The sequence below is a fragment of the Methanofollis ethanolicus genome (assembly GCF_001571385.1).
GTDB lineage: Archaea > Halobacteriota > Methanomicrobia > Methanomicrobiales > Methanofollaceae > Methanofollis > Methanofollis ethanolicus.
Map to the genome: position 1 here is coordinate 72394 of NZ_BCNW01000001.1, position 23725 is coordinate 96118.

The 23725-nt window shown below is 62.9% G+C and carries 22 protein-coding genes; 7 read left to right on the forward strand and 15 right to left on the reverse strand.

The features are described from left to right. Nucleotide 1: 1 nt before the first annotated feature. The gene (locus MEFOE_RS00380; RefSeq protein ID WP_083523256.1) at nucleotides 2-2455 is read right to left on the reverse strand and encodes a U32 family peptidase; all 2454 of its coding nucleotides are present in this window, start codon (nucleotides 2453-2455) and stop codon (nucleotides 2-4) included. Nucleotides 2456-2667: 212 nt separating this feature from the next. On the opposite strand from MEFOE_RS00380, the gene MEFOE_RS00385 reads away from it, so the two are divergent. Both MEFOE_RS00385 and MEFOE_RS00390 read left to right on the forward strand, forming a co-directional pair. Continuing rightward, on the forward strand, nucleotides 2668-3009 hold the full coding sequence (locus MEFOE_RS00385) for a carboxymuconolactone decarboxylase family protein (protein ID WP_067046704.1): 342 nt from the start codon (nucleotides 2668-2670) through the stop codon (nucleotides 3007-3009). A gap of 399 nt (nucleotides 3010-3408) precedes the next feature. Then, nucleotides 3409-4044: a type I 3-dehydroquinate dehydratase gene (locus tag MEFOE_RS00390; protein ID WP_067046707.1), complete on the forward strand. Its 636-nt coding sequence runs from the start codon at nucleotides 3409-3411 to the stop codon at nucleotides 4042-4044. Between the two features lie 80 nt (nucleotides 4045-4124). Here the strand turns inward: MEFOE_RS00390 and MEFOE_RS00395 are convergent, their stop codons facing one another. Beyond that, nucleotides 4125-4619, reverse strand: a complete 495-nt coding sequence (locus MEFOE_RS00395; RefSeq protein ID WP_067046710.1) for a hypothetical protein — start codon at nucleotides 4617-4619, stop codon at nucleotides 4125-4127. A 55-nt stretch (nucleotides 4620-4674) separates the two neighbouring features. Further along, nucleotides 4675-5142, reverse strand: coding sequence for a hypothetical protein (locus tag MEFOE_RS00400; protein ID WP_153015814.1), 468 nt, complete (start codon nucleotides 5140-5142; stop codon nucleotides 4675-4677). Between the two features lie 289 nt (nucleotides 5143-5431). Here MEFOE_RS00400 and MEFOE_RS00405 point away from each other — a divergent pair, with 289 nt between their 5' ends. Beyond that, the gene (locus MEFOE_RS00405; RefSeq protein WP_067046714.1) at nucleotides 5432-5914 is read left to right on the forward strand and encodes a hypothetical protein; all 483 of its coding nucleotides are present in this window, start codon (nucleotides 5432-5434) and stop codon (nucleotides 5912-5914) included. Nucleotides 5915-5948: 34 nt separating this feature from the next. Continuing rightward, on the forward strand, nucleotides 5949-6719 hold the full coding sequence (locus tag MEFOE_RS00410; protein ID WP_160329461.1) for a winged helix-turn-helix transcriptional regulator: 771 nt from the start codon (nucleotides 5949-5951) through the stop codon (nucleotides 6717-6719). 49 nt (nucleotides 6720-6768) lie between these two features. Here MEFOE_RS00410 and MEFOE_RS13905 read toward each other — a convergent pair whose 3' ends face one another. The 10 genes from MEFOE_RS13905 to MEFOE_RS00460 form a co-directional block, all read right to left on the reverse strand. Beyond that, nucleotides 6769-6948, reverse strand: coding sequence for a hypothetical protein (locus tag MEFOE_RS13905; protein WP_067046720.1), 180 nt, complete (start codon nucleotides 6946-6948; stop codon nucleotides 6769-6771). Nucleotides 6949-7053: 105 nt separating this feature from the next. Beyond that, nucleotides 7054-8013: a hypothetical protein gene (locus MEFOE_RS00420; protein ID WP_067046723.1), complete on the reverse strand. Its 960-nt coding sequence runs from the start codon at nucleotides 8011-8013 to the stop codon at nucleotides 7054-7056. Between the two features lie 604 nt (nucleotides 8014-8617). Beyond that, entirely contained in the window at nucleotides 8618-9616 is a 999-nt protein-coding gene (locus MEFOE_RS00425; RefSeq protein WP_067046726.1) for a chorismate synthase, read from the reverse strand. After that, a complete protein-coding gene (locus tag MEFOE_RS00430) occupies nucleotides 9613-10962 on the reverse strand; it encodes a shikimate kinase (RefSeq protein ID WP_067046729.1) in 1350 nt (449 codons plus the stop codon). Before MEFOE_RS00430 ends, MEFOE_RS00425 begins: the two co-directional genes overlap by 4 nt. Beyond that, the gene (gene aroA / locus MEFOE_RS00435) at nucleotides 10959-12224 is read right to left on the reverse strand and encodes a 3-phosphoshikimate 1-carboxyvinyltransferase (protein ID WP_067046732.1); all 1266 of its coding nucleotides are present in this window, start codon (nucleotides 12222-12224) and stop codon (nucleotides 10959-10961) included. Before aroA ends, MEFOE_RS00430 begins: the two co-directional genes overlap by 4 nt. Continuing rightward, a complete protein-coding gene (locus tag MEFOE_RS00440; RefSeq protein ID WP_083523259.1) occupies nucleotides 12215-13024 on the reverse strand; it encodes a prephenate dehydratase in 810 nt (269 codons plus the stop codon). Before MEFOE_RS00440 ends, aroA begins: the two co-directional genes overlap by 10 nt. Beyond that, on the reverse strand, nucleotides 13006-13830 hold the full coding sequence (locus MEFOE_RS00445) for a prephenate dehydrogenase/arogenate dehydrogenase family protein (protein ID WP_067046734.1): 825 nt from the start codon (nucleotides 13828-13830) through the stop codon (nucleotides 13006-13008). Before MEFOE_RS00445 ends, MEFOE_RS00440 begins: the two co-directional genes overlap by 19 nt. A gap of 1 nt (nucleotide 13831) precedes the next feature. Continuing rightward, a complete protein-coding gene (locus MEFOE_RS00450; RefSeq protein WP_067046737.1) occupies nucleotides 13832-14806 on the reverse strand; it encodes a 3-dehydroquinate synthase II in 975 nt (324 codons plus the stop codon). After that, nucleotides 14803-15585 carry a 2-amino-3,7-dideoxy-D-threo-hept-6-ulosonate synthase gene (locus MEFOE_RS00455; protein WP_067046740.1) on the reverse strand — a complete coding sequence of 261 codons (783 nt, stop codon included), beginning with the start codon at nucleotides 15583-15585 and terminating at the stop codon, nucleotides 14803-14805. Before MEFOE_RS00455 ends, MEFOE_RS00450 begins: the two co-directional genes overlap by 4 nt. Beyond that, the gene (locus tag MEFOE_RS00460) at nucleotides 15582-16373 is read right to left on the reverse strand and encodes a 2-amino-3,7-dideoxy-D-threo-hept-6-ulosonate synthase (protein WP_067046743.1); all 792 of its coding nucleotides are present in this window, start codon (nucleotides 16371-16373) and stop codon (nucleotides 15582-15584) included. The genes MEFOE_RS00455 and MEFOE_RS00460 overlap by 4 nt, the downstream gene beginning before the upstream one ends. A gap of 314 nt (nucleotides 16374-16687) precedes the next feature. Between MEFOE_RS00460 and MEFOE_RS00465 the strand changes: the two genes are divergently transcribed. Next, nucleotides 16688-18112, forward strand: coding sequence for an MFS transporter (locus tag MEFOE_RS00465; protein ID WP_067046746.1), 1425 nt, complete (start codon nucleotides 16688-16690; stop codon nucleotides 18110-18112). Between the two features lie 3 nt (nucleotides 18113-18115). Here the strand turns inward: MEFOE_RS00465 and MEFOE_RS00470 are convergent, their stop codons facing one another. Next, nucleotides 18116-18487, reverse strand: coding sequence for a hypothetical protein (locus MEFOE_RS00470; RefSeq protein ID WP_067046749.1), 372 nt, complete (start codon nucleotides 18485-18487; stop codon nucleotides 18116-18118). Between the two features lie 214 nt (nucleotides 18488-18701). Here MEFOE_RS00470 and MEFOE_RS00475 point away from each other — a divergent pair, with 214 nt between their 5' ends. Together MEFOE_RS00475 and MEFOE_RS00480 are read left to right on the forward strand one after the other, a co-directional pair. Continuing rightward, nucleotides 18702-20678: a methyl-accepting chemotaxis protein gene (locus tag MEFOE_RS00475; RefSeq protein ID WP_067046752.1), complete on the forward strand. Its 1977-nt coding sequence runs from the start codon at nucleotides 18702-18704 to the stop codon at nucleotides 20676-20678. A gap of 11 nt (nucleotides 20679-20689) precedes the next feature. After that, complete coding sequence (locus tag MEFOE_RS00480) at nucleotides 20690-21160, forward strand: chemotaxis protein CheW (protein WP_067046755.1); 471 nt, start codon at nucleotides 20690-20692, stop codon at nucleotides 21158-21160. 865 nt (nucleotides 21161-22025) lie between these two features. Here the strand turns inward: MEFOE_RS00480 and thsA are convergent. Continuing rightward, nucleotides 22026-23675 (reverse strand): thermosome subunit alpha, encoded by a 1650-nt coding sequence (gene thsA / locus MEFOE_RS00485; RefSeq protein ID WP_067046758.1) that lies wholly within the window; start codon nucleotides 23673-23675, stop codon nucleotides 22026-22028. Nucleotides 23676-23725 lie beyond the last annotated feature (50 nt).

Below are 23725 nucleotides of genomic sequence, written 5' to 3' on the forward strand. Positions count from 1 at the left end.
ATCATTCTGTGCCGTGGACGAAGGCCCCGGCGGTGATCCCGCCCAGGGAGAGGGCCTTCGCACGAGCCTTCAGGTCCGCGGTGACGCGGCCGTCGAGGGCCTCGCGGTAGATGCCGGACATCTCCCTGGCATAGGCCGGCCCGCGCCGACGGGCGTCGACGGCGATACCGCCGACACCGGCGGCGAGGAGGGCAGAGAGGCGGTCGAGGAGGCAGGTCTCGACAGCGTTGCCGATGGAGGTCCGGCACTCCCCGGCGGGCCAGAGGGGGAAGGTCATCCCCTTCTCGTCCCTGATGCCGAAGGCGGCGCCCCCGCACCCGGCAGGGCAGCCGAGGGCGGTTGCAGGGGGGCAGTCCTCGGTGACCATCGCCTCGGCGACGCCCTGCACGAGGACTTCGACCGCAGGGGCCCCGGCGGGGAGGCGGGCGACAAGGGCCCTGATATCGTCTCCCGAGAGTTCAGGGGAGAGTGTGAGGAGTGCGAAGTCGTCGTGGGCGGCGGCGGCCTCGGCGTTCCAGATGTTGAGGCCCGATGCCCCGTACAGGGGGATGTCGGGCAGGGCCGTCCTGACCGCAGGGGCACAGCCGTGCCCTTCGACCATGACGCCGGCGACGCCGGCCGCCGCGGCCTGGTCGAGGAGGGGGAGGGCGACGTCAAGGAAAGTGCGCCGCACGATCTTCGGCCACTTCCAGATGAGGGGGACGCCGGCCGCAGCCCTGACGGCAGAGGCAAGCGTCTCCGCAGTGCACTCCGCGGGCTCGAAATAGATCCGTCCCGCACCGGCGGCCGCGGCGGCCTCGACGCCTGCGGCTATGTCCGTGTAGACGGAGAGGACCAGCTTTTTTTCTGCCGCAGTCTTCCCTCCGGCCTTCAGAGCGGGGAGGAGGGTGGAAAGCCGCGCACGGGCGGCGGCGATCTCGTCGGCAGGCGGCCGTTCCACCTCGCAGAGGGCCTCTCCGACCGCCTCAAGGAGGCTCCGCCGCAGGGCGTTGAGGTACGAGGGAGGGGCAAAGAGCCCGCCAGGGTAGGCGAGGTCGAGGTCGCCGACGACGTAGGGCGTCCCGCCGGTGCGGCGGAGTTGCTCCGCGATCTGGTCCGCGGTCAGCGGCCGCGTCCTGGCCGCCCCCATCGGCCCGTCGCCCCGCACGGCGACCCGCACCGGGGAACCCCTGATCGGCGTGCAAACGGCCTCGATGACCGGCGTGCCGTCCTCCTCCCAGTTGACAGAGGCGTCGACCCTGACAGCCTGCCTCTCCTGCCGCATGACCTCGTCTGCCCATGACTCGAAGGCGGCGCGGCGGGTGATGGAGACGACCGCACCTATCGGCGCAGGTTGCGGCAGTCTGACCAGCACGCCGTCCCTCCCGCTCTTCGGTGTCCCCCGCACCAGGCAGCCGAACTCCCCTTCAGGGGAGGAGACCGCGATGCCGTCCCCGTTCTCCGGGGCAAGCGACCCGGAAAGGGCGACCGTCGCCTCCATCCTGGCATTCGAGAAGGCGACGACCCTGCCGATCCGAACGCCCCGGTTGTCCGGGCGCTCCGGGCCGATCACGCCGCGGTGCCTCTCGCCGCAGAGGTACCCGGTCGTGAAGCCGCGGGTGAAGGCGAAGGCGAGGGCCTCTTCGTCATGGGGCGAGGGAGTCCAGCGGCCTTCTGCGATGGCGTCGAGGGCGCGGCGGTAAATGGCGGTGACGACCGCCACATAGGCCGGCGCCTTCATCCTCCCCTCGATCTTCAGGGAGGAGACGGGCGCCGCGACGACGCGGTCGAGGACCGGATACAGGCAGATATCCTTTGTCGAGAGGAGGTAGCGGTGGGGGAGGCGGACGGGTTTCATCCGCACCGGCCTGCCGTACCGGTCGTACTCCCCCTTCATCAGGGCATAGGGTTTCCGGCAGGGCTGGGCGCACGCCCCCCTGTTCCCGCTCCGGCCGCCGATCACCGAGGAGAGGAGGCACTGGCCAGAGTAGGCGTAGCAGAGCGCACCGTGGAGGAAGACCTCCAGTTCGCACCCTGTCTCCTCAAGGACAGGTCGCATCGCCTCGATCTCGGCGAGACTCACCTCGCGGGCGAGGACGACGCGGGAGCACCCCGCCTCTGCGGCCCACCTGACGCCCTCCGCTGTGGTGACCGTCATCTGCGTCGAGGCATGGACGACAAGGCCGGGGACGAGAGCGCGGGCAAGACGGAGGAGCCCGATGTCCTGGACCAGGACGGCGTCGACGCCGGTCTCATAGAGAAAGAGGAGATAGTCGGCAAGGGCCGGGAGTTCGGCGTCGTGGACCAGGGTGTTGACGGTCACGTGCACGGCGACGCCTCGGATATGGGCGTAGTCCACGGCCTCCCGCAGGGCATCGTCGTCGAAGTTCGCCGCGAAACGCCGGGCCGAGAAACGCGTCCCGCCGAGGTACACGGCGTCGGCTCCCGCGGCGACGGCTGCCTTCAACGCCTCCATCGAGCCAGCAGGGGCGAGGAGTTCGGGGATCTGTACAGGATTCGTGGGAAGAGATGGGGGCGGCCGGGATATAGCATTTTCAGAGTTAACAGGAGGAGGCAAAAGAGATGCCTGTCCCGGCTTCGTTCCCTTCCTCCAGGAGGGAGAAAGATAAGCACTCCGAAAACATTTCCGAATTCTTATCGGTGAGGAGGCCCAGACGCATAGGATACATGACCGATGCAAACACGTATCTGACGCAGGTCCTCCAGACGAACAGGGAGATCGAGGAGTCTAACCCCGAGGTCTGGAAAACCTTCCTCGCCTTCGTCCACCAGGTCTGCAAGGACGGCGCCCTCCCGTCGAAGTTCAAGGAGATCATCCTCATCGCCCTCGCGGTCGCGGACCACTCCCCCTTCTGCATCACCCTCCACACCAAACTGGCGATCGAGGCCGGGGCATCGAAGGCCGAGATCATGGAGGGCGCCCTGATGGCTGCGGCGATGGCCGGCGGACCGGGCATGGCGTTCATGCGCTACGTCCTCGACGCCTGCGAGGAATACGGGGCAGAATAAACCAGGAAAAGTCTCTGTAGGATTCCGATTCTGGCGGACCTGTGCCGGGGGACTACGCCGAAAATCAGAGATTTTTTTGTGCTCACTCCGCTCGCACCCGGCTCAGGATAGGCAGGGATATGACACGTTCTCTCCTCTGAATGTCCTGTTCGCTCTTCCCGGGGCCAATCACAATGGGGGGTCCGGGGGCAACGAGAAGACGAAGTCTTCGAGGAGCCCCCGGCGACCACTACGGGGAAGGCGGTGTTCTTCCCCCGCACCCGAATATCAGGAAGGGCACATCAACCAGAGCAGAGGATAATCTCCAGGGCCAAAAAACATTTTCCGTCGCCACCCCCGGACCCCGCGCAGGGCCGGAGAGACAGACATATAACAGGTGACGATGTGATACCTGAGAGTATGAAGATCGTCGTCTCGCTGACGAGTCCTGACGAGATCCCGAAAGCGGTGGCACTCGGCGCTGATTTCATCGAACTCAGGCTCGATCTCATGGGAGAGGACCTTTCGTCGGCGATGGCCGGTTGTAGCGGTGACTGCGCGGCCCCCATCATCGCCACCCTCAGGAGCAGGGAAGAGGGCGGCAGATTCACCGGCGACCCGGAACAATGGTTCTCGACCATCCAGCCCTTCCTCGATCTCGTGGACTACGTGGACGTGGAGCGGAAGTTCAGAAAGTTTGCCCCGATGATCCGCTACCAGCACACCATGGTCATCGCCTCGGCGCATATCAGGTACATGCCCTCTCCCGACGACCTGCGGGCCATCGAGCGGGACCTCAGGTCGTACGGCGACATCCCGAAGATCGCCGTCACTCCGGCGTCCGCGCACGACCTCCTCGACCTCCTCTCCTTCACCCTCGATGCGGAGAAGCCCATCATCACGACCGTGATGGGCGGGGAGTTCAGGTACGCCCGCACCTTCCTCCCCTTCTTCGGGTCGGAGACGGTCTACTGCCACATCGGCACCCCGACGGCCGAGGGGCAGTACGACATCAGGGTACTGGAGCAGTTGCAGGAGTTGCTCGCCTACAGGTGAACTTGTTTGGGGATCATATCTTCAAGAGCCCCGAGAGGGCGATAGACAAGCGGATGAATCGAAGGTACAGACCCATCATATCATCTGAAGAAGAGAGTCGAAAAATTCATCCTGCTCTCATAAATAGTCGATGTGAGTAAAAACCGGCCCTCTCCGGGTTCATGAGGGGAAAAGGATACGCTCAGTGTTCCTGAAGAGACCTCTCGTGACTCCCGGGTGATGCTGTGCGGCACCCCTGCGGGATCCCAGACCGTAAGGGTAAAGACGGCCGTCTTTGCGCTGCCGAGTTCATTTTTCCCACCCATTTTCCAGGAGGTGGTGAAGGTACTGCTTCCTCCTATTCCGGTATCGATTGAAGAAACAGAGTTTGAAAAAACTCTATTTCCCCTGAAATCGGCATAAGTACCGCCGAGGGTGAAGGTACCTTGGGAGTCATTGTCCAGAAAGACGACCCTGCCCCCTGAATCAGTGGCATCCACGATAACGTCCTCCCAGGCGTACGACATCACATATGCTAGGGCACCGGCAAGGACGAGAATCAGGGCGATGCTGCACCACATGATTTTCTTATTCACACAAGATCACTCCTCTCTTTCAAAAAGAGTGCATCCTCAAGGGATGCACCGCCATTCAGACGTAGTCGAGATCACCGTAGTCGGTTGCTGTTGCCTTTGTCGTATCGAACCAGTCGTGCGTCTCGCACCACAGTTCATACTGAGCATCGCCACTCCCCTGTGAATTGAAACTCACACTGATTGTACCGCTGGTTGCCCAGTCAACCTTTTTCTCGGCCGTGTGCGGCACACCATTCGCGTCGTAGACTTTCAGACGATAGATTGCTCCCTGTCCATCATTATCTACGTCATTAACATTTCTGTACGTCGCTGTGAAGGTGTTTTGTCCGGCCGGAGCAGTAACAGAACCCACAACAGACACGCTTGCCGTATCGCCGGTGCCGTCCGTATACATACTCCCCAGAGATATTGTGGACAGAATCCCAATGTCATCTGAGTCTCCAGGCACAGCGCTCGCCAGACATATGATGCCTGCAAGCAGCAGTGCCGCCAGTGCAAAGCCAAAACCATAGTTTTTTTTCATGTTCAACACCTCTTTTTTCATCTACCGGGAAGAGCGACGGACAGCAACGGCCATCCCCGATGACACCGGGCAATCCGATCGCCTTCGGGCCGATGCAAGAGGCCGGGCATGCATGCAGATTCGGGTGCCCGGCCTCTCTCGGGACACCCATTCTGGTATCCACGGCCAATAGTATATTCAATGATATATATCAGGCTTATGAGCAGATCATTTAACAATCGAACGGACAGTTAAACGATCTGCTCATAAAGGTTAAGTCTCCGGACGCAGAGTCGATCACGGTGCAAACATGCATGCAGAAAGAATTGTCCTCAGCCTCCTGATTGCCGCCGCGCTCCTCTTCGTCCCCTGTGCGGCAGCAACCGGCGATGCAGGATACGCCGACCGGATCATCGTCTCCCCCGACGACGACCGGTACGACATAGCCGGACTCGACAACGCCATCCGGTCGATCGGCGGGCGGATCTATCCAGATGAAAAAGATCTTATAACCAAGAACATCCCCTCAGGTATGAAAAGGGTTAGCGTCCGTCTTGACTGGAGCGGCCATTCCCACGCCGGCACGGACTCGGTCTCCCTCATCATCTGTACCCCCGACAAGAGCATTCTCGGACAGTACGAGGACAGTTCCGACGGGACGATCGACGAAAAGATCTCGATGGGCCTCTCAGATTCGCCATCATTGCCTGCTGGAACATGGTACTTTTATGTGATCGGCGATTCCGTGCCCGAAGAAGGAGATGCATACACCCTGAATGTATTATATTCCTGACGAGACACCTCTGATCATCCGCGATGGTTGCGTGATGCAAAAAACACCCACTATCTTCTTTACAGGCATGCTCGTCCTGCTCCTCTTCCTGAATCCGGCAACGGCAAAGATCACCGTTGAACCAGAGCCAGCAGAACTACCCAGCGATATGATCAATGTAGATGACGAAGAGTTCATGCCGATCTGGCAGGGCCCTCCCACGCAGACTCTTGCCGTTTTTATTATGATATATTGCCCCCTCCTCGCCTTCCCTGCCGACCTGATCTATTCTTCCGGTCTCCTGGCATACCTGGGTTACCGTATCGCCCCCCGCACGGTCCCGGAGAACAGGAAAAAGATCCATGCGTGCATCAGGGACCAGCCGGGCATCTCCGCCTCGCGGATAGCAGGGATAACCGGGATCAGCCGCGGGACGGTGACATATCACCTCTCCCGCCTGCAAGCGGGAGGGATGATCAAAAAAGTACAGAACAGGGGCAATGTCGGTTTCTTCATCCAGGTCGAGGACAACACCGGAGATAAAGAGTGCACTCTCCTCCACATGCAGAACTCGACGGAGAAAGAGATCCTTTTTCTTCTTCTCGACACGCCCGGCCTCTCGCAGTCCGAGATCGCGGATTCGATCGGCATATCCCGGCCGGCGGCATCCTGGCATATGAAAAGACTCGATTCCGACGGTATTGTCGGATCGTCCAGAAACGGTCGGAGTACATACTACCGCCTCATGCCTGGCATCCCGGACATTCTCACAAAAGAAGTCAATGACCAGGCCATTACCCGGGATTCTGGCAGGGCATCTGCCTGACCATCCCGGAGCCAGGCGCCGGTCACACCCGGAAAATAAGATGATCCGATTATCCGGAGATCCGTCCGGCAAGGCCAGCATATACCGCCTGCTCCAGCACCGCATCGACGAGCACCAGGGCGAGCACCGCCTCGGCGCATATCAGGTACATGCCCTCTCCCGACGACCTCGGGGCAATCGAGCGGAACCTCAGGTCGTACGGCGACATCCCGAAGATCGCCGTCACCATCACTTTCTCCCGCTCGCCCGATCCCCCACGGGACAGAAAAAGAGAGGGGGGTGAGGAAGCCGGAGAATTTTCATCTCCCTACCGCACTCACCGCTGCAATGGTCTTCAAACATCCTGCATGGCGGCGACCATCGCATCGACGCCCACCAGACCGACGAAGGCGCCGCTGGAGTTTTTGATGGGCGCGTACGCAACGGTTTCTGTGTACATCCCGGCGCAGGGCTTCACGAAGCCGGTGAGGATGACGGCGTCCGCCGAACTCAGGGTGTACGGATCGCCGATCGCAGCTGCATACTTGCTGCTGCCATATTCTACATCCACGACATACTCGATGGCATCCCCCGCTTTCCGCATCGTATAGGCGTAGGTGATGTTGTTGTTGGACGCCCGGACGGCATCGAGCTGGTCCCGGATGGCGATGAACGCCGTTGTGTTTTCATCTCCCGGCTGAAGCGCCGCCATGGCGTCGCCGTCGATACGGGCCGCAGTATCCGCGGCAAGGGCCTTCATGTCGGCCGGCGCGACCGCGCTCCACGTGTCGATACCCACCAGCCCGACGACGGTACCGCTGGAGTTCTTGACAGGAGCGTACCCGGAGATGCCGGGGTACGTTTCAGCGGAGGGTTCCATAAAGCCGGAGAGAAACACGGTGTCATTCTCCGTCGGGACGTACACATCGCCGATCGCAGTCGCATAACTATTGCTGCCGTAGTTTGCATCCACAACGTACTCGGTGGCATTCTCGGTTTTTCGCATCGTACAGACGTAGACGATGTTGGGGTTGGACGCCCGGACGGCATCGAGCTGGTCGCGGATGGCGATGAACGCCGTCGTGTTTTCATCTCCCGGCTGAAGCGCCGCCATGGCGTCGCCGTCGATCCTGGCCGCAATATCCCCTGCAAGGGCCTTCATGTCGTCCTGCGAGAATTCCACGGACGCAGGTCCCGTCTCCCCGGATGCCGATTTCGTCTCACCGGAGGGGAATAGGGTCACAAGCGCTGCCGCAATGATGATCAGGGCGAGAGCGCCGACGATCAATCCGACGAGAAGATTCTGGCGGGTCATACCGCAGACTCCATCAAAGACATGTCGCAGATATGCTAGTTAAACCGATTTAAACATAGAGCATATCCCAAAACTCTCGTTCATTCCCCTTTCCCCGCATGCTGAACTCGGGAGAAAAGATCATGATCGGGTCGATGTCTTCCCGAATACCATGAAAAATCGTGCGAAACCACCGCCTTCCCCCAGATCTCTACCGGGGGACTGACGCCGAAAATCAGAGATTTTCTTGTGCTCACTCCGTTCCCAGCCCCCGAACCCCCTAAACAGGATAGGGTCGGGGAAGAGAGACCAGAGATCTTGATGAAGGAGATTGCCCTCCACCCCCTATCGCAATGATGGGGGGACCGGGGGATGAAACCCCCCGGACAAGACGCCAGAACAGGATTTTTCAGAACCACATACCGATCATTCCATCGACAGGAGAGAGGGTATGATCAGTTTTGGGATGACCTCATAATGTGGCTATAAATTCCAATATTGAGATTTACCCGTATAATTTAGGATCATTTAGAAAATTCCATGAGCATATGGCCGAATAACAGACGAATCTACCGGGCGTCACCTCAATCCGGGGGTGGAGCGAGAAGAGATGGTCAAAAAAAGATTATTCCGGGGCCTGCCCGCCATACATCTCCTGCTCCAGCACCGCATCCACAAGCACCAGGGCGAGCATCGCCTCCGCGACCGGGACGAGACGGAAGGCGATGCAGGGGTCGTGCCGTCCGGCGATGATGATCTCCCTCTCCTCTCCATGGATGTCCACGGTCCTCTGGGGGAGGGCGATAGAGGGCGTCGGTTTCACCGCCAGGCGGACGACGATCTCCTGGCCTGTCGAGATGCCGCCGAGGACGCCGCCGGCATGGTTGGAGAGGAAGCCCGAGGCGTCCATGGCATCGTTGTTCTCCGAACCATAGAAACGTGCTGCGGCAAAACCTTCGCCGATCTCGACACCCTTCACCGCCCCGATCCCCATCAATGCCCCGGCGATGGCGGCGTCGAGTTTGTCGAAGACCGGACTCCCGAGGCCGGGCGGGACGCCCGAGGCCCGGACCTCGACAATGCCACCGACAGAGTCGCCGCGGGCCTGCGCCGCCCGCACCTCGGCCTCCATCTCGGCGGGGTCGGTCTTCCCGTGCACCTCGCGGACCGACCCGGCGACCGCGGTCCCGTGTGTCTTCAGGACTGCAACCGCCACCGCGCCGGCCGCGACCCGCGCCGCCGTCTCCCGTCCCGAACTCCGACCGCCGCCCCGGTGGTCACGGAGGCCGTACTTCTGCAGGTACGTATAGTCTGCGTGGCCGGGGCGGAAGACATCGCGGAGGGCGTCGTAGTCGCCGCTCCGCACGTCCCTGTTCCGGATCAGCAGGGCGATGGGCGTGCCGGTGGTCCTCCCCTCGAAGACGCCGGAGAGGATCTCGACGGCGTCGGGCTCCTTCCGCGGCGATGCGAGGGGGCCGCCGGGACGGCGGCGGTCGAGCATCGGCTGAATATCTCCCGCGGAGAGGGGGAGGCCCGGCGGGACGCCGTCGACGACGGCGCCGATCGCGGGGCCGTGGCTCTCCCCGAAGGTCGTCACCCTGAAGAACCGCCCGAAGGTGTTCATTCGCCGAGCACCTCCCACATGGTCAGATCATCCACCCTGATCCCGGTCATATGGAGGAACTGTTCGCAGGCCTGGTACACAAACATCTCGGTCCCCGGGATGGTGCGGCAGCCGCGGGCCGCCGCCGTCCTGAGAAGAGGGGTCTCCTTCGGGGTATAGACGAGGTCGAAGACCGTCGTGCCGGGTCGCAGGTCTTCGGGCGCCAGGAGGGAGCGGGGGTCGCCGGCCATGCCGACTGGCGTGGCGTGGACGACGACCTCGGGGCGGACGCGGTCGATGTCGCGGATAGCCCCGGCCTCGCAGCCGAAGCGGGCGGCAAGGGCCTCTGCCTTCCCGGCGTCGCGGGCAAGAACCGTCACCCCGTATCCCAGACTCAGGAGGGCATAGACCGCTGCGGCGGCCGCACCGCCCGCACCGAGGACGACGGCCCTCTCCGCCGCGACCCCTTCGAGGGGGCGGCGCACGCCGACCCAGTCGGTGTTCGAGACCCGGACATGGTCCCCGCAGAGGATGAGGGTGTTGGCGGCGCCGATCGCCGCCGCGTGCCTGTCGGCCTCGTCCGAGGCAGCGAGGGCCGCCTCCTTGTGCGGGATGGTGACCGAGAGGCCGCGGACGCCGAGGAGGCGGGCGGCATTGAGGACCGCCCCGAAGTCGGGGTGGTCGAAGAAGGTGTACGCGGCGTCCATGCCGTACCTTGCAAAGAGGGCATTGTACAGCAGGGGACTCCTGCTGTGGAGAGCCGGGTGGCCGGCGATCCCGTACAGGCCTGTCGCCGGGCCGAGAGTGGCGAGACGTTCGGCCTCGCCGGACGGGAGGGAGAAGCCCGCGGGGAGGGAGACGGGGCCTGGCCGCCCGGCACATCTGGCGATGATCTCGTCTGCGACCCCGTCAGGCCTGCGGCCCCCCGTCCTGACACAGATGTCCGCGGCCGCGAGGTAGAAGGGCCGCCGCGTCCGGAGGAGGGATTGCACCTCCTCCTCAGGCTGAAGGCCGGTGAGGGAGGGGCGGTCCGAGCCCGCGATCCGCGTGACGACCTCCTCCGGGTCCGCTTCCAGGAGGACGACGGTCCCCCCCGTCCTGAGGGCGCGGACATTCTCCGGGTCGAGGACAGCACCGCCGCCCGTGGCGATGACGCCGCGGAAATCGGCGAGGCTGGCGATCACCTCCCTCTCCAGGGGGCGGAAGGCCGCCTCCCCGGCAGAGGCGAAGATCGTCGGGATCGAGATCCCGGTCATCTCCTCGACCAGGGCGTCGGTGTCCAGGAAGGGGAGAGAGAGTCTCCGCGCCACCATCTTTCCGACCGTCGTCTTGCCCGTGCCGCGGTAGCCTATCAGGACGACCTTCACAGCAGCCCCGCCCCCTGCAGAGTATCCCAGAAACCGGGGAAGGACTTGTCCACGCATTCAGCATGGAGGATCTTCACGTTTCCAGCGCCGAGGCCGATCACGGCCGCGCTCATCGCTGTCCTGTGGTCGTTCGCCGGGTCCACGACGCCGCCCCGCAGGGGAGCGGGGGTGATGGTCAGGGCGTCCTCCGCGACGGCGACGCGGCCGCCGAGGCCCCGCAACACCCGCACGACCGCCGCGATCCTGTCGCTCTCCTTGTACCTCAGGTGAGCGATGCCGGTGATCGTCGTCGGCCCGCGGGCAAATGCCGCCACTGCCGCGAGGGTCTGAACAGTGTCGGGGGAGGAGGCCATGTCGATCGCGGTCCCGTCGAGGTCGCCGTCAGATTCAAGGACGACAGCGTCTCCGTCGGCACGGACCCGGCAGCCCATCCTCACAAGGGCGTCGAGAAAGAGGCGGTCGCCCTGGAGGGAGGCGGGGTCGAGGTTCTTCACCGTCACCCGCCCACCGCAGACGGCGGCGATGGCAAAGAAGTACGAGGCCGAGGACCAGTCGCCCTCGACCGAATAGGGACGACTCCCGTACAGGCCGGGCCTGACGATGAAACGGTCCTCCCCCTCCTCCTCCACAGGGACACCGAAGGCCCCCATCACCGCGGCCGTGAGATCGAGGTACGACGCCGAGACCGGAGGGGTGGTGAGAGAGAGGTCGAGGCCCTCCGCATAGCAGGGGGAGGCGATGAGGAGGGCCGAGATAAACTGGCTGGAGACGTCGCCCCGTATCGCCGCGGCGCCACCCCGCACGGGCCCCGTGACCGTCACGGGCGGACAACCCGGCGTCTTCTCGTAGGCAACCCTGCCGCCGAGGGCGGCAATGGCGTCGCCGAGGGGGCCGACAGGCCTCTCCTGCATACGCAGACTCCCGGTGAGGGTGACAGGCCAGGGGGAGAGGGTGGCGAGGCCGGCGAGGAAACGGAGACTCGTCCCCGAGTCTCCGGCGTCCACCATGGCGGGGCCGGCAAGGGGGAGGACGCCTCCACAGCCGCGGACGAGGAGGTCGTCGCCGTCGTCGGTAGTTATGATGCCGAGGGCGGCGAGGCCATCCCGCGTCCTGACGGTGTCTCCCGACCTGAGGGATCCGATGATGCGGGACTCCCCCTCCGCGAGGGTGGCGGTGACGAGGGCGCGGTGGGTGATACTCTTCGAGGGCGGGGCCGTGACGGTGACGTCGACGCCCCGGCGGCGGGAGAGGGTCATCTCCATCCTGCCGCCTCCAGGCGCGGGTAGCACCCGAACTCCTTCACGACGGCAAGGGAAGAGAGTTCGGCAACAGCCCCGGTCCATGCCGGGCCGGACTCGCCGTCGATGAAGAAGACGTACCGTCCCATCCCCCTCTTTGAAGGCCTGGACTCGATCCGGGTCAGGTTGATCCTCAGGCGTGCGAAGACTGCGAGCAGGTCGGCGAGGAGGCCGGCCCGGTCTGCCTTCGGGTCGAGGAGGACGGAACATTTTCCGGCACCAGGACCCCGGTACGGCTCTGTCGAGATGACGACGAAGCGGGTGGTGTTGTCCTCCGCGTCCTGCACATTTTCAGCGACGATAGGGATCCCGCACAGTGCGGCGGCCTCGGCGGTGGTGACCGCCGCCGCGGCCGTGCCCGGACGCACAGCCCTGGCACTCGCCGCGTTCGAGGGGGTGTGGACCACAGGCACGCCGAGGGCGTCGACACGGGCCGAGCACTGTTCATGGGCCTGCGGGTGGGCGTAGATGGTGTCGACCTCCGTGATTTTGACGAAAGAGGCGAGGTGGAACCTGATCGGCACGTACACCTCCGCTGTGATGAAGACGGGATTCCTCAGCAGGCCGTCGAGGGCGGGGCCGACACCTCCGGCCTCGCTGTTCTCGATAGGGACGAGGCCGTCGCCCTTTCCTGCGGCGACATGCGCGAAGACGGCACCGATGGTCGGCAGGAGCACGACCTCCTCGGCGAGACATCGGGCAAGGGCATGGGAGAAGGTGCCCTCGGGCCCGAGGGCCGCAAGCCTCACTTTTCCGCCAGGCATCGTATCAGCGCCTCCGAGTCTTCGGTCGCACGCGGGATGTAGTCGGCAAAGAAGGCGGCGTCCTCACGGAAGAGGCGGGCGAACACTTCGTCGTCACCGGACTCCACCGCCCCGCGGACTTCGGCCGCGGCGGCCCCGAAGGCGTCGAGGACTTCGGGGACGGCAGGGTTCTCCCCGAGAATCGGGCCGTACAGGCCCGGGTCCTGCCCGAGTATCCGCCCGATCACCGCCATCTCGATCTGGTAAACCGGACTCGTGACAGAGAGGAGGGCCGGGAGGTCCACGGAGAGGCGCCGCATCGCCCCGGCAAGGGAGAGAGTGGTGAAGTGGGTGAGGCCCTGGACAACAGCCATCAGTCTGTCGTGCTCCAGGGGGTCCATCGTCGTCACCTTCGCCCCTGCCCCCCTGAAGACCCCAAGAACCGCGTCAGCCCGTTCAGGCGCGACCCGCGCCGGGCAGGCGACGACAGTCTGGTTCTGGAGGGAGGACACGGACGGCCCGAACATCGGGTGGAGGCCGAGGACGCCGGCCTTCGTCTCCAGCATCGCCGCCACGGGCGCCGCCTTGAGGGAGGTGACGTCGCAGAGGAGCTGGTCCCTGGAGAGGAGAGGGGCGATCTCCCGGATCACCGGGACGGTGCTCCTGATCGGGACGGAGACGATGACGACCTCGGAGGCCCGTGCCAGGTCGGCGTTCGAGAGAGGGGTCGCCCTCCCCGAGACGAGCACCTCGTGGCCGGCGTCTGAGAAGATCCGGGAGAAGAGAGTGCCCATCCCACCCGTTCCGCCGATGATCCCGATGCGCATCTCAGGTCTCCGTGATCGTCTCTTCGACGGCCATGCCGAAGTGCCGGCCGCCGGAGAGGGAGAGACCGAGGATACGGTCGCCCTCCTTCAGGGCGGCGACCGAGACCGGGCCGTCAGGCCCCATCAACCGTACAGTCTCCGCGTTCTGGAGGACGAGCCCGGCCTTCTCCCCGCCCTTTCCCTCCGATTCAACGAGGAGGAGGGGGCGGCGCTCGGTCTTCACCCGCCCGACCGCGGCCCCGGCCGTGGCGCCGGCACCGTCGGCGACGAGGACGGCGTCCCCGGCACGCACCTCGGAGAGGTAGGCGGTCTTCCCGTCAGGGCCGAGGAGGTAGGCGTGGACCGCACCCGCGTTCACCCGGAAGGGCCGCGGCGAGACATACGGGTTCTCGGCCGTCTCGGCAAGCACGAGGAGGAATCCCGAGGAGGTGTTGCCGACGAGCATTCCCTGCCCCTCGGCAAGGAGGGAGCAGGTGTCGATGCAGGCGCGGTCGCCCATCCCGATGGGGCGCACCCGCGTGACCGTGAAGGGAGAGAGGGCGAGGGCTGGCATCGCCGCCTGCACGACGGCCGCCACCCTGCCGACCTCCGCGGCATCGTCGGTCTTGAGCACGACGCCGGCGACACCTTTTTCGAGGATGCCGAGGGCGAGCTTCGCCTCGTCGGCATTCCTGACGATGGCAAAGACCTCCTCTGAGGCGGCGACCAGGTTTTCAAGGGGGATCACCGTCCAGTCGGGAGTGGAGACGACAAGGCGGGCGCCTTTAGCCTGCGGGAGCGGCGAGTCGGGCGTCGCCGCAGCGAAGACGACGTCTGTGCCCGGCACCAGGTCGCCGTCAGGGGCGACCGCGGCGATCCGCCCGAGGGCGCGGGCATCGCCGGCCTTCTCCACCACCAGGGCATCGGCCCCGGCCTCGATCGCCGCCGTGGCGATCTCCTTTCGCCACGGCCGCACGTCAACCCAGAACCGTTTCATCTCCCCTCCAGGGCGTCCTTCGGATCGGCGCCGCCGTGGACGACCTTGCAGAGCGCCCTGACAAAGGCTGCCGGGTCGTCGCGCTGGAAAGCGTTCCTCCCGATGGCGACGCCTGCCGCCCCGGCACCGACCGCGTCCCGGATCGCCGTCAGGGTGGCGAGGTCGCCGGCCTTCTCACCGCCCGCGATGAGGACAGGGACAGAGCAGGCGGCGCAGATCTCCGCGAAGGAGGCGGGGTCGCCGGTGTAACTCGTCTTGATCAGGTCGGCGCCGATCTCCTCCGCGACACGCACGCAGTGGCCGACGGCCGACGGCGAGCGCGGGTCGATCCCCTTGCCCCGCGGGTAGATCATCACCAGGAGAGGCATACCCCAGCGGATGCACTCCTTCGAGACCATGCCCGCGGCCTCGATCATCCTGGACTCGTGCACCGCCCCGAGGTTGATGTGGATGGAGACCGCGTCGGCCCCGAGGGCGACCGCCTCCTCGACGGTGCAGACGAGCACTTTGTCGTCGGGGTCCGGGTTCAGGGAGGTCGAGGCAGAGAGGTGGACGATGAGCCCGATGTCCCGGCCCTTGCCGCGGTGACCGGCCTTCACCATCCCCTTGTGCATCACGATCGCATTCGCCCCGCCCTCGGAGACAGCGGAAACCGCCTCGGGCATCTTCTTCAGCCCCTCGATCTGCCCCATCGTGAAACCGTGGTCCATCGGGACGATGACAGTCCTCCCGGTGTTCCGGTCCATGATCCTCTCCAGCCTGATCGCCTTTCCAATCATTCCTTCATCATCTCCATCGCTTCTTCCGCGCTCTTGCCGCCGTGCACGATCGCCGCCGCCGCCCGGACAAAGCGGTCGGGGTGCGGGTGCTGGAAGGCGTTCCTCCCTATCGAGATCCCGGCGGCCCCGCCCTCCATCGCCCCCTCGATGAGGGCGAGAGTCGCGGCGTCGTCCGTCTTCGACCCGCCGGCCACGACGACCGGCACCGGGCACCCCAGGGTCACCTCCTTGAAGGTGTCGGGGTCGCCGGTGTACACCGTCTTGATGATGTCGGCCCCGAGTTCGGCGCCGGCGCGGGCGGCAAGACTCACCATCTCGACGCTCTTCTCGTCGTCTATCTTCGGCCCGCGGGGGTACATCATCGCGAGGAGAGGCATCCCCCACTCCATGCACTCGACCGCGACCCTCCCGAGGTCGGCGAGCATCTTTGCCTCAGAGGCAGCCCCGATATTGATGTGTACCGAGACCGCGTCCGCACCCATCTTCAGGGCGTTCGTGACCGTGTTGACGATCACCTTCTCGTTCGGGTCCGGCCCCGCAGACGTCGAGGCCGAGAGGTGGAGGATCAACCCGATGTCCCTCCCCCACCGGCGGTGGCCGTACAGGGGAAGGCCGAGGTGGCCGAGCACTGCGTTTGCGCCGCCTTCGGCGACGAGGTCGACGGTCCGTCCCATATCGATGAGCCCTGGCATGGGCCCGGCCGTAACACCATGGTCCATCGGGACGATGATCGTCCTGCCGGTGTTACGATCCATAATACGTTCCAACCTAATCTGTTTTCCTCTCATGAACACGCACCTCCGCAGATTCCTGTGACTGCGGGGTTTTAGAAGAGATAAAAATAGCTAAAAGAGACGCCGTGCAGCGCCGCCGCTCCGGGGGAGACGGTCAGAGAAATGTCTGTGTGCGTGGTTTCGCGAGGGCTAGTGAAGATAAAGACATTCACTGGCGAAAAAACATTCACCACACATTATCTCTAGAATAGTCATCGACGGTATTTAATAATGTAGGTGGGGCCGGATCGACCCACCGGGAGAGGGTCTGGCACACGAAAAAATCGACCGGTTCAAATAATCTCCCTTCGATTTTCTGATGACCATACATGCAGACCCCGCCGGCCCCCACTGCCCATCAGCAACGCCTGATCATTTTCATCATCGCCCTTGCAGCATTCATGGGCGCCCTCGACACCAGCATCGTGAACATCTCCCTCCCGTCCATCGCCGCCTACTTCCACGAGGACATCGGCGACGTCTCCTGGGTGGTGATGGGCTACGGCCTCGTCATCGCCTGCCTCCTCCTCATCTTCGGGAAACTCGGCGACAGGCACGGGTTCAGGAAGGTGTACATCGGAGGCTTCGCTGTTTTCACCATCGGATCCCTCCTCTGCGGTCTCTCCATGACCCTCGGCCACCTCATCGGTTTCCGCCTCATTCAGGGCCTCGGAGCCGCCGCACTCGAGGCCGTCGGCCCGGCGATGATCGCCCTGTACCTCCCGCAGACAGTCCGCGGCCGGGCCCTCGGCACCCTGGCCACCGCCGTCTCGGTCGCCATCGCGATCGGCCCGGTGCTCGGCGGCCTGCTGACAGAGTTCATCTCCTGGCACTGGATCTTCTTCGTGAACATTCCGGTCGGGGTCATGGCAATCGTCCTCGGCAGAAAACTCCTCCCGGAAACCGAACCCCGCGGGACCAGCGGTTCATTCGACATCCCGGGCACCGCCTTCATCGTCGCCGCCCTCTTCTTCCTCATCTACCCTCTCAACATGGGGCTGAAGATGGGGTGGACCTCACCGTTCATCCTCGGTTCCTTCCTCCTCTCGGTCATCTTCTGGGTCGCCTTCGTCCGGCGGGAGTGCACCTGCGAGGACCCTCTCCTCAACCTCGCCCTCTTCAGGAACAGCGCCTTCTCGGCAGGGACCGTCGCCGGCGCCCTGGTCATGCTCGCCTTCGCGGGCGCCACCTTCATCTTCCCCTTCTACCTGGAAGGGGTGAAAGGCCTCTCCACCGCTGTCGCCGGCATCGTCCTCACTGTCCCTGCGGTCACCCTGATGATCTTCGGCCCCCTCGCGGGCAGAATCTCAGACAGGCAGGGGACACGCCGCCTCACCACCGGGGCGGCGGCTCTGACCGCCGCAGTCTTTCTCCTGTACGCCTCCCTCACGATGGAGAGCAGTATCTTCGTCATCGTCATCGGCCTTGCCCTCCTCGGGGTGACGAGCGGCCTGTACTTCCCGCCGAACATGAACCAGGTCCTCGGCCAGAGCCCGAAAGGGGAGGAGGGTGTCGCTTCGAGCGTGATGCAGACCGCGAAAAACATCGGCGACGTCCTCGGGGTCGCCGTCTTCGGGACCGTCTTCGTCCAGGCGATCGTCAGCGCCTTCGCCCACAACCCCGAGACCCCGCACACCGAGATCGCGGCCGCAATGCTCATCCCTGGCTTCCATGCCGCCTTCTTTGCCGGGGCGGCGGCCTGCGCAATCGCCGCCGCTCTCTCCCTCATGGCGAGAGACAGGCAGAGAGTATGAAAGTCACCCCTCTTTTTTCTCGATCGGGCACTGTGCGACGTACTCGATATTGAATTTGTAGAAGTGCGTATACCCGCAGGCGTGGCACCGGGTGGTGAACTGGTTGCAGCCGACGATCAGGTCGTGCGGCCCCTCTGCACCGCAGTGCTTGCAGGGAGCGATCGCCTCCAGGTGCCAGATGTCATAGCAGCTGATCGGAGTGTACGTGCCCTCGGCACTGACGTCCTCCAGACGCGGGAGAAAAATCCGGGTCGCACCGCAGTGTGCGCACGCCACCTGTGCCTGCGAAGAGACCGCCTTGATCACCTGGTCGGCGTCCTCGTGGCAGTGGTAGCAGATGGTCCGGTGTGTTGTGAAGATGAACCGCTCGCCCATGCCTTCCCCTCGGGGGACGAACCTATAATACTTACCGGCCACCCCATTTTGAAAAATAACCTTTCATAATTGCCCCATATTAAATATAACAAATTTTAAACCAGACAATATAAAAATATCAATAATGGTTCTGAAAACTAAAAGAGAAAGGAATATAAATTAATTCATTAAAGCAACTATACATCAGAATTATAACAGAAGAGGGATTCAGAGAATGGCAAACGGAAAACAGGACAAGATTGAGGCAATCCTGGAACGCGCACTCGACGGGGATTTTTCGGCCCGCGTCGACATCGACCAGGTGCCTGACGAGTTCAAACCTCTGGGAAAAATGGTGAACCGTGCCATCATAAAGATGGAAGAGGCAGAAAAACTGAAGAGACGGGCCGACGCCTTCGTAAAAGACAACCCGCAGGCGATCGCCGTCCTTGCCGGCGACAAGCACCGCCTCGACCTCAACAAGCAGTACGAGAAGGCATGGCGCGGCACCTACGACGAACTGATGGCAAAGAAACTCTACGACTTCAATATCAAGACCTCGGGAGACGACTTCTACGCCTCCTTCGAGACGAAGAAACTCGCCGTCTCAGACATGGAGATCACCTGGGAAGACAATACAAAGTCATACCTCCGCCTTTTCCAGGTACCCATCCTCGATGAGAACGGGGAGATCGACGTCAACTACTACATCTACCAGGACCTCACCGAGCAGACGGCAGAGTTGAAGACGGTCCATGCCCTCCAGCGCCGCGCCGACGCCTTCGTGAAAGACAACCCGCAGGCGATCGCCGTCCTTGCCGGCGACAAGCACCGCCTCGACCTCAACAAGCAGTACGAGAAGGCCTGGCACGGCACCTACGACGAACTGATGGCGAAGAAACTCTATGACTTCAATATCAAGACGTCCGGGGACGACTTCTATGCCTCCTTCGAGACCAGGAAACTCGCCATCTCTGACATGGAGATCACCTGGGAAGACACGACAAAGTCGTACCTCCGCCTCTTCCAGGTACCCATCCTCGACGAGAACGGGGAGATCGACGTCAACTACTACATCTACCAGGACAACACGCAGCTTATCAACAAGGAACTGGAGGCCAAGGAGAGGGCACGCCTCCTTGCCGAAAGTGCCGAGGAACTGAAGCATGCAATGAATGAGATGGCGAAGGGCGACCTCACGGCCAGGGTCTCGATCGAGGAGAACGACCCGATCCGCGACCTCAAACTCAACTACCGGAACTCCCGCGAGGGAGTCAGGGCAGTCCTGCAGCAGATCGCCGGTGTCGGCGAGAAGGTCACGGCCAACACCGAGGAGACAAGCAGGAGTGCCGAGGAGATTGCACGGGCGATCGAGCAGGTGGCCTCCAAGAGCCAGCAGACCTCAGAGGGCGCAAAAACTCAGCTCGAAAATCTCGAAGAGGTCGCCAGGGCGATGTCAGACCTCTCCGCCTCGATCGAGGAGATCGCAAGCACCTCCCAGGAGGTACTCGCAACGACCGAGTCCGCAGTGCAGATCGGCGACGAGGCAGAGGGCCTCGGCCGTGAGGCGACCACCAAGATGCAGGCGGTCGAGAGGATCACAAAGGAGGGAGTCGAAGAGTTCTCGCGGCTGAACGAGGAGATGCGCGAGATCTCCAAGATCGTGAAACTCATCAACGACATCTCCAACCAGACGAACCTTCTCGCCCTGAACGCCGCGATCGAAGCGGCACGGGCAGGCGAACATGGGCGGGGCTTTGCCGTCGTCGCAGGCGAGGTCAGAAACCTCGCCGGTGAGTCGAAGACCGCCACCAACCACATCGAAGACCTCATCTCCTCCATCCAGACCAAGAGCGAGAAGACTGCAAAAGATCTCCAGGCCGCCTTCGACGAGATCCAGGGCGGGATTGAGAGCGTGGACCGGACGATCGGGGCACTGAACCGTATCATCGCCGCCTCCAACGAGGCGCACGGGAGCGTCTCCGAGATCGCCAAGGCGACCGAGGACCAGGCGACATCCACGAACAAGGTGATGGAGAGGATGGACCGGACGACCGGCATGACCAAGGAGACGATGTCCCGGATCGAAGACATGGCCGCGCTTGCCGAGGAGGTCTCGGCCTCGGCCGAGGAGGTCGGCAGCGGCGCACAGGAGGTCGCCACCATGGCGGCAGAGATGAAAGGCGCACTCGACGGCTTCAAGCTGGCATAAGGTGAAGAAACGTGGCAAACGTGGATGTAGTGGAATTCGAGTTTACCGGGGAACGCTATGCCCTCGACATCGCGCTCGCCCGCGAGATCGTCGAGATGGTGCCGATCACACCGGTGCCGCGGGCCCCCCCGCACATCGCCGGGATCATCAACCTGAGAGGAGAGATCACGACCGTCCTGAACCTCTCGACCATCCTCGGCATCCCCGAGGGTGAGAAGCAAGAACACCAGAAGATCATCATCCTCGTCGCCGAGGCCGCAGGCGGGTCAAATGTCGGGATCATCGTCGACGATGTCCTCGCAGTGATGCAGGTCTCCGAGGATGAGGTCGAGAAAATGGACGAGTCCCTTGCACGCGATGCCTACGTGAAGGGGATCATCAAGGTGACAGACAGGACGGCAGAGGACGAGGCTGTCAAGAACCTGATCATCTGGGTCGACATGGCAAAGGTGCTCGAACAGATAAACGGGCACGGGGCCTGACCTCTCCTTTTTTAAAACCGGACCATGCCCGGTGGCGGAACACATTCCAAATGGAGCGATCGAAAGAGAGGGAACTCTCCTGAAAAACTGCATCTCGAAAAATAGGAACCCTTCACACGCCCTCAACGATAGAGGCTGCAACCTGCACCCTCCCATCGCCGCCCACGGGGTACGACGCATCTTCTTTCTGATCCCCCACACCTGCCAGAGCGACCCCCGGAATTCGTCATCTCATCGACACCATAGCCCTGCTGATCCGGATCTTTTTTTCCCATGGACCCCTCCGGGCCCGGACTCTCCCGAGACAGGAGTCCCGAGATCTGGAAATCCTGGAGATCTTCAGGACACGTCTGCGTCAACCCTTCAGACAGAGGTCGCAGAAACGTCTGGCAAAAGCCCCCGGAGATCCGGGCTGGCTCGTTCCGACTACCGGGAACGGCTATTTCAACGGTCTATTCACACGGAGCATATCCCAAAACTCTGGTTCACTCCCTCCATCCGTGCATGGAAACTCGGGAGAAAAGATCATGATCGGGTCGATGTCTTCCCGAATTTCATGAAGGATCGTGCGAAACCACCGCCTTCCCTCAGATCTCTGCCGGGAGACTGACGCCCCCGGACCCCCGAAACAGGATAGGGTCGGGGAAGAGAGACCAGAGATCCTGATGAAGGAGATTGCCCTCCACCCCCTATCGCAATGATGGAGGGATCGGGGGCGTGAAACCCCCCGGACAAGACGCCAGAACAGGAGTTTTCAGAACCGAATGTGAGTCCTTTCATCGGCGTGAATGAAGGTTCGGATCAGTTTTGGGATGACCTCACGAAAAAAAGGTGGCCTTTTTTGGCCAGGGATAAAAATTCAGGTTTACATCGGGGGCATGCCGCCCATTCCACCCATGCCGCCGCCCATGGCTGCCATTTCCTCAGGGGAGGGGCCGGCAGACTTGGAGGAGGCGATGACGTCGTCGATCCTGAGGATCATGACGGCCGCCTCGGCGGCTGAGTTGAGTGCCTGGGTCTTCACGCGCAGGGGCTCGACGACGCCCATTTTGAGCATGTCGCCGGCCTTGCCGGAGTAGACATCGAGGCCCGCGGTCTTCTGGCCCTTCTCATGGGCCGCACGGAGTTCGACAAGGATGTCGATCGGATCGAGACCGGCGTTCTCGGCAAGGGTCCTCGGGATGATCTCGAGGGCGTTCGCAAAGGACTCAATGGCGAGCTGGGCCCGGCCACCGACGGTCGCGGCGTACTCGCGGAGCCGCAGGGAGAGTTCGACCTCGGGGGAGCCGCCGCCAGCGACGAACTTCTTGTCGCGAAGAGCGACTTCGACGACACGGAGGGCATCTTCCATAGCGCGGTCAAGCTCGTCGACGACGTGCTCGGTGCCGCCCTTGATGATGATGGAGACCGCCTTCGGGTTCTTGCACTTCTCGACGAAGGTCATGTCCTCACCAGAGACCTTCCTCTCCTCGACGATACCGGCAAAGCCGAGTTCATCGGGGGTGATGGCGTCGATGGAGGAGACAAGGTTCGCACCGGTTGCACGGGAGAGCTTCTCCATGTCGGACTTCTTCACGCGGCGAGCGGCAAAGACACCGGCCTTCGCAAGGTAGTGCTGGGCGATGTCGTCAATGCCCTTCTGGCAGAAGAGGACGTTTGCACCGGAGGCGACGATCTTGTCGACGATGTTCCGGATCATCCGCTCTTCCTCGTCGAGGAACATCTGGAGCTGGTCGGGGCTCGTGATGTTGATCTCGGCGTCGACTTCGGTCTTCTTGAACTCGACCGCGGCGTTGAGGAGGAGGATCTTTGCGTCTTCGACCTTCTTCGGCATCGCCGGGTGGACGCGCTCCTTGTCGATGAGCACGCCCTCGACGATCTTGGAGTCCTCGATGGAACCGCCGACCTTCTTCTCAACCTTCACGTAGTCGAGGTCGATGGTGCCGTCTTCGTCGGCGACCATGGTGACGGCCCTGACAACGAGGTCACAGAGCTTGTCCTTTGCGGCCTCTGCGCCCTTGCCCGTCATGGCGGTACCAGCGATCTTCATCAGGATCTCGGAGTCGCCGGGCTTGACGTCGATGGCAAGTTCTCTGACGATCTCGATCGCCTTCTCGGCCGCCATCCGGTAACCGTGGGCAATGACCGTCGGGTGGACGTCCTGCTCGAGGAGGTCCTCGGCGCGCTTGAGAAGCTCGCCGGCCACGACGACTGCGGTGGTGGTACCGTCGCCGACCTCGTCGTCCTGAGTCTTTGCGACCTCGACCATCATCTTGGCGGCCGGGTGCTCGATGTCCATTTCCTTGAGGATGGTCACGCCATCGTTCGTGATGACGACATCGCCGATGGTGTCGACGAGCATCTTATCCATGCCCTTCGGACCAAGAGTCGTCCTGACAGCGCCGGCAACGGCCTTGGCTGCGGCGATGTTGATGCTCTGCGCGTCCCTCCCGCGGGTGCGGGAACTTCCCTCTTTAAGAATAAGGATTGGTTGTCCTCCCATCTGCTGCGACATGTGAATCACCATATAGTGTAGCGCTAGAATAGTTGGTTTGTAGTTCTATA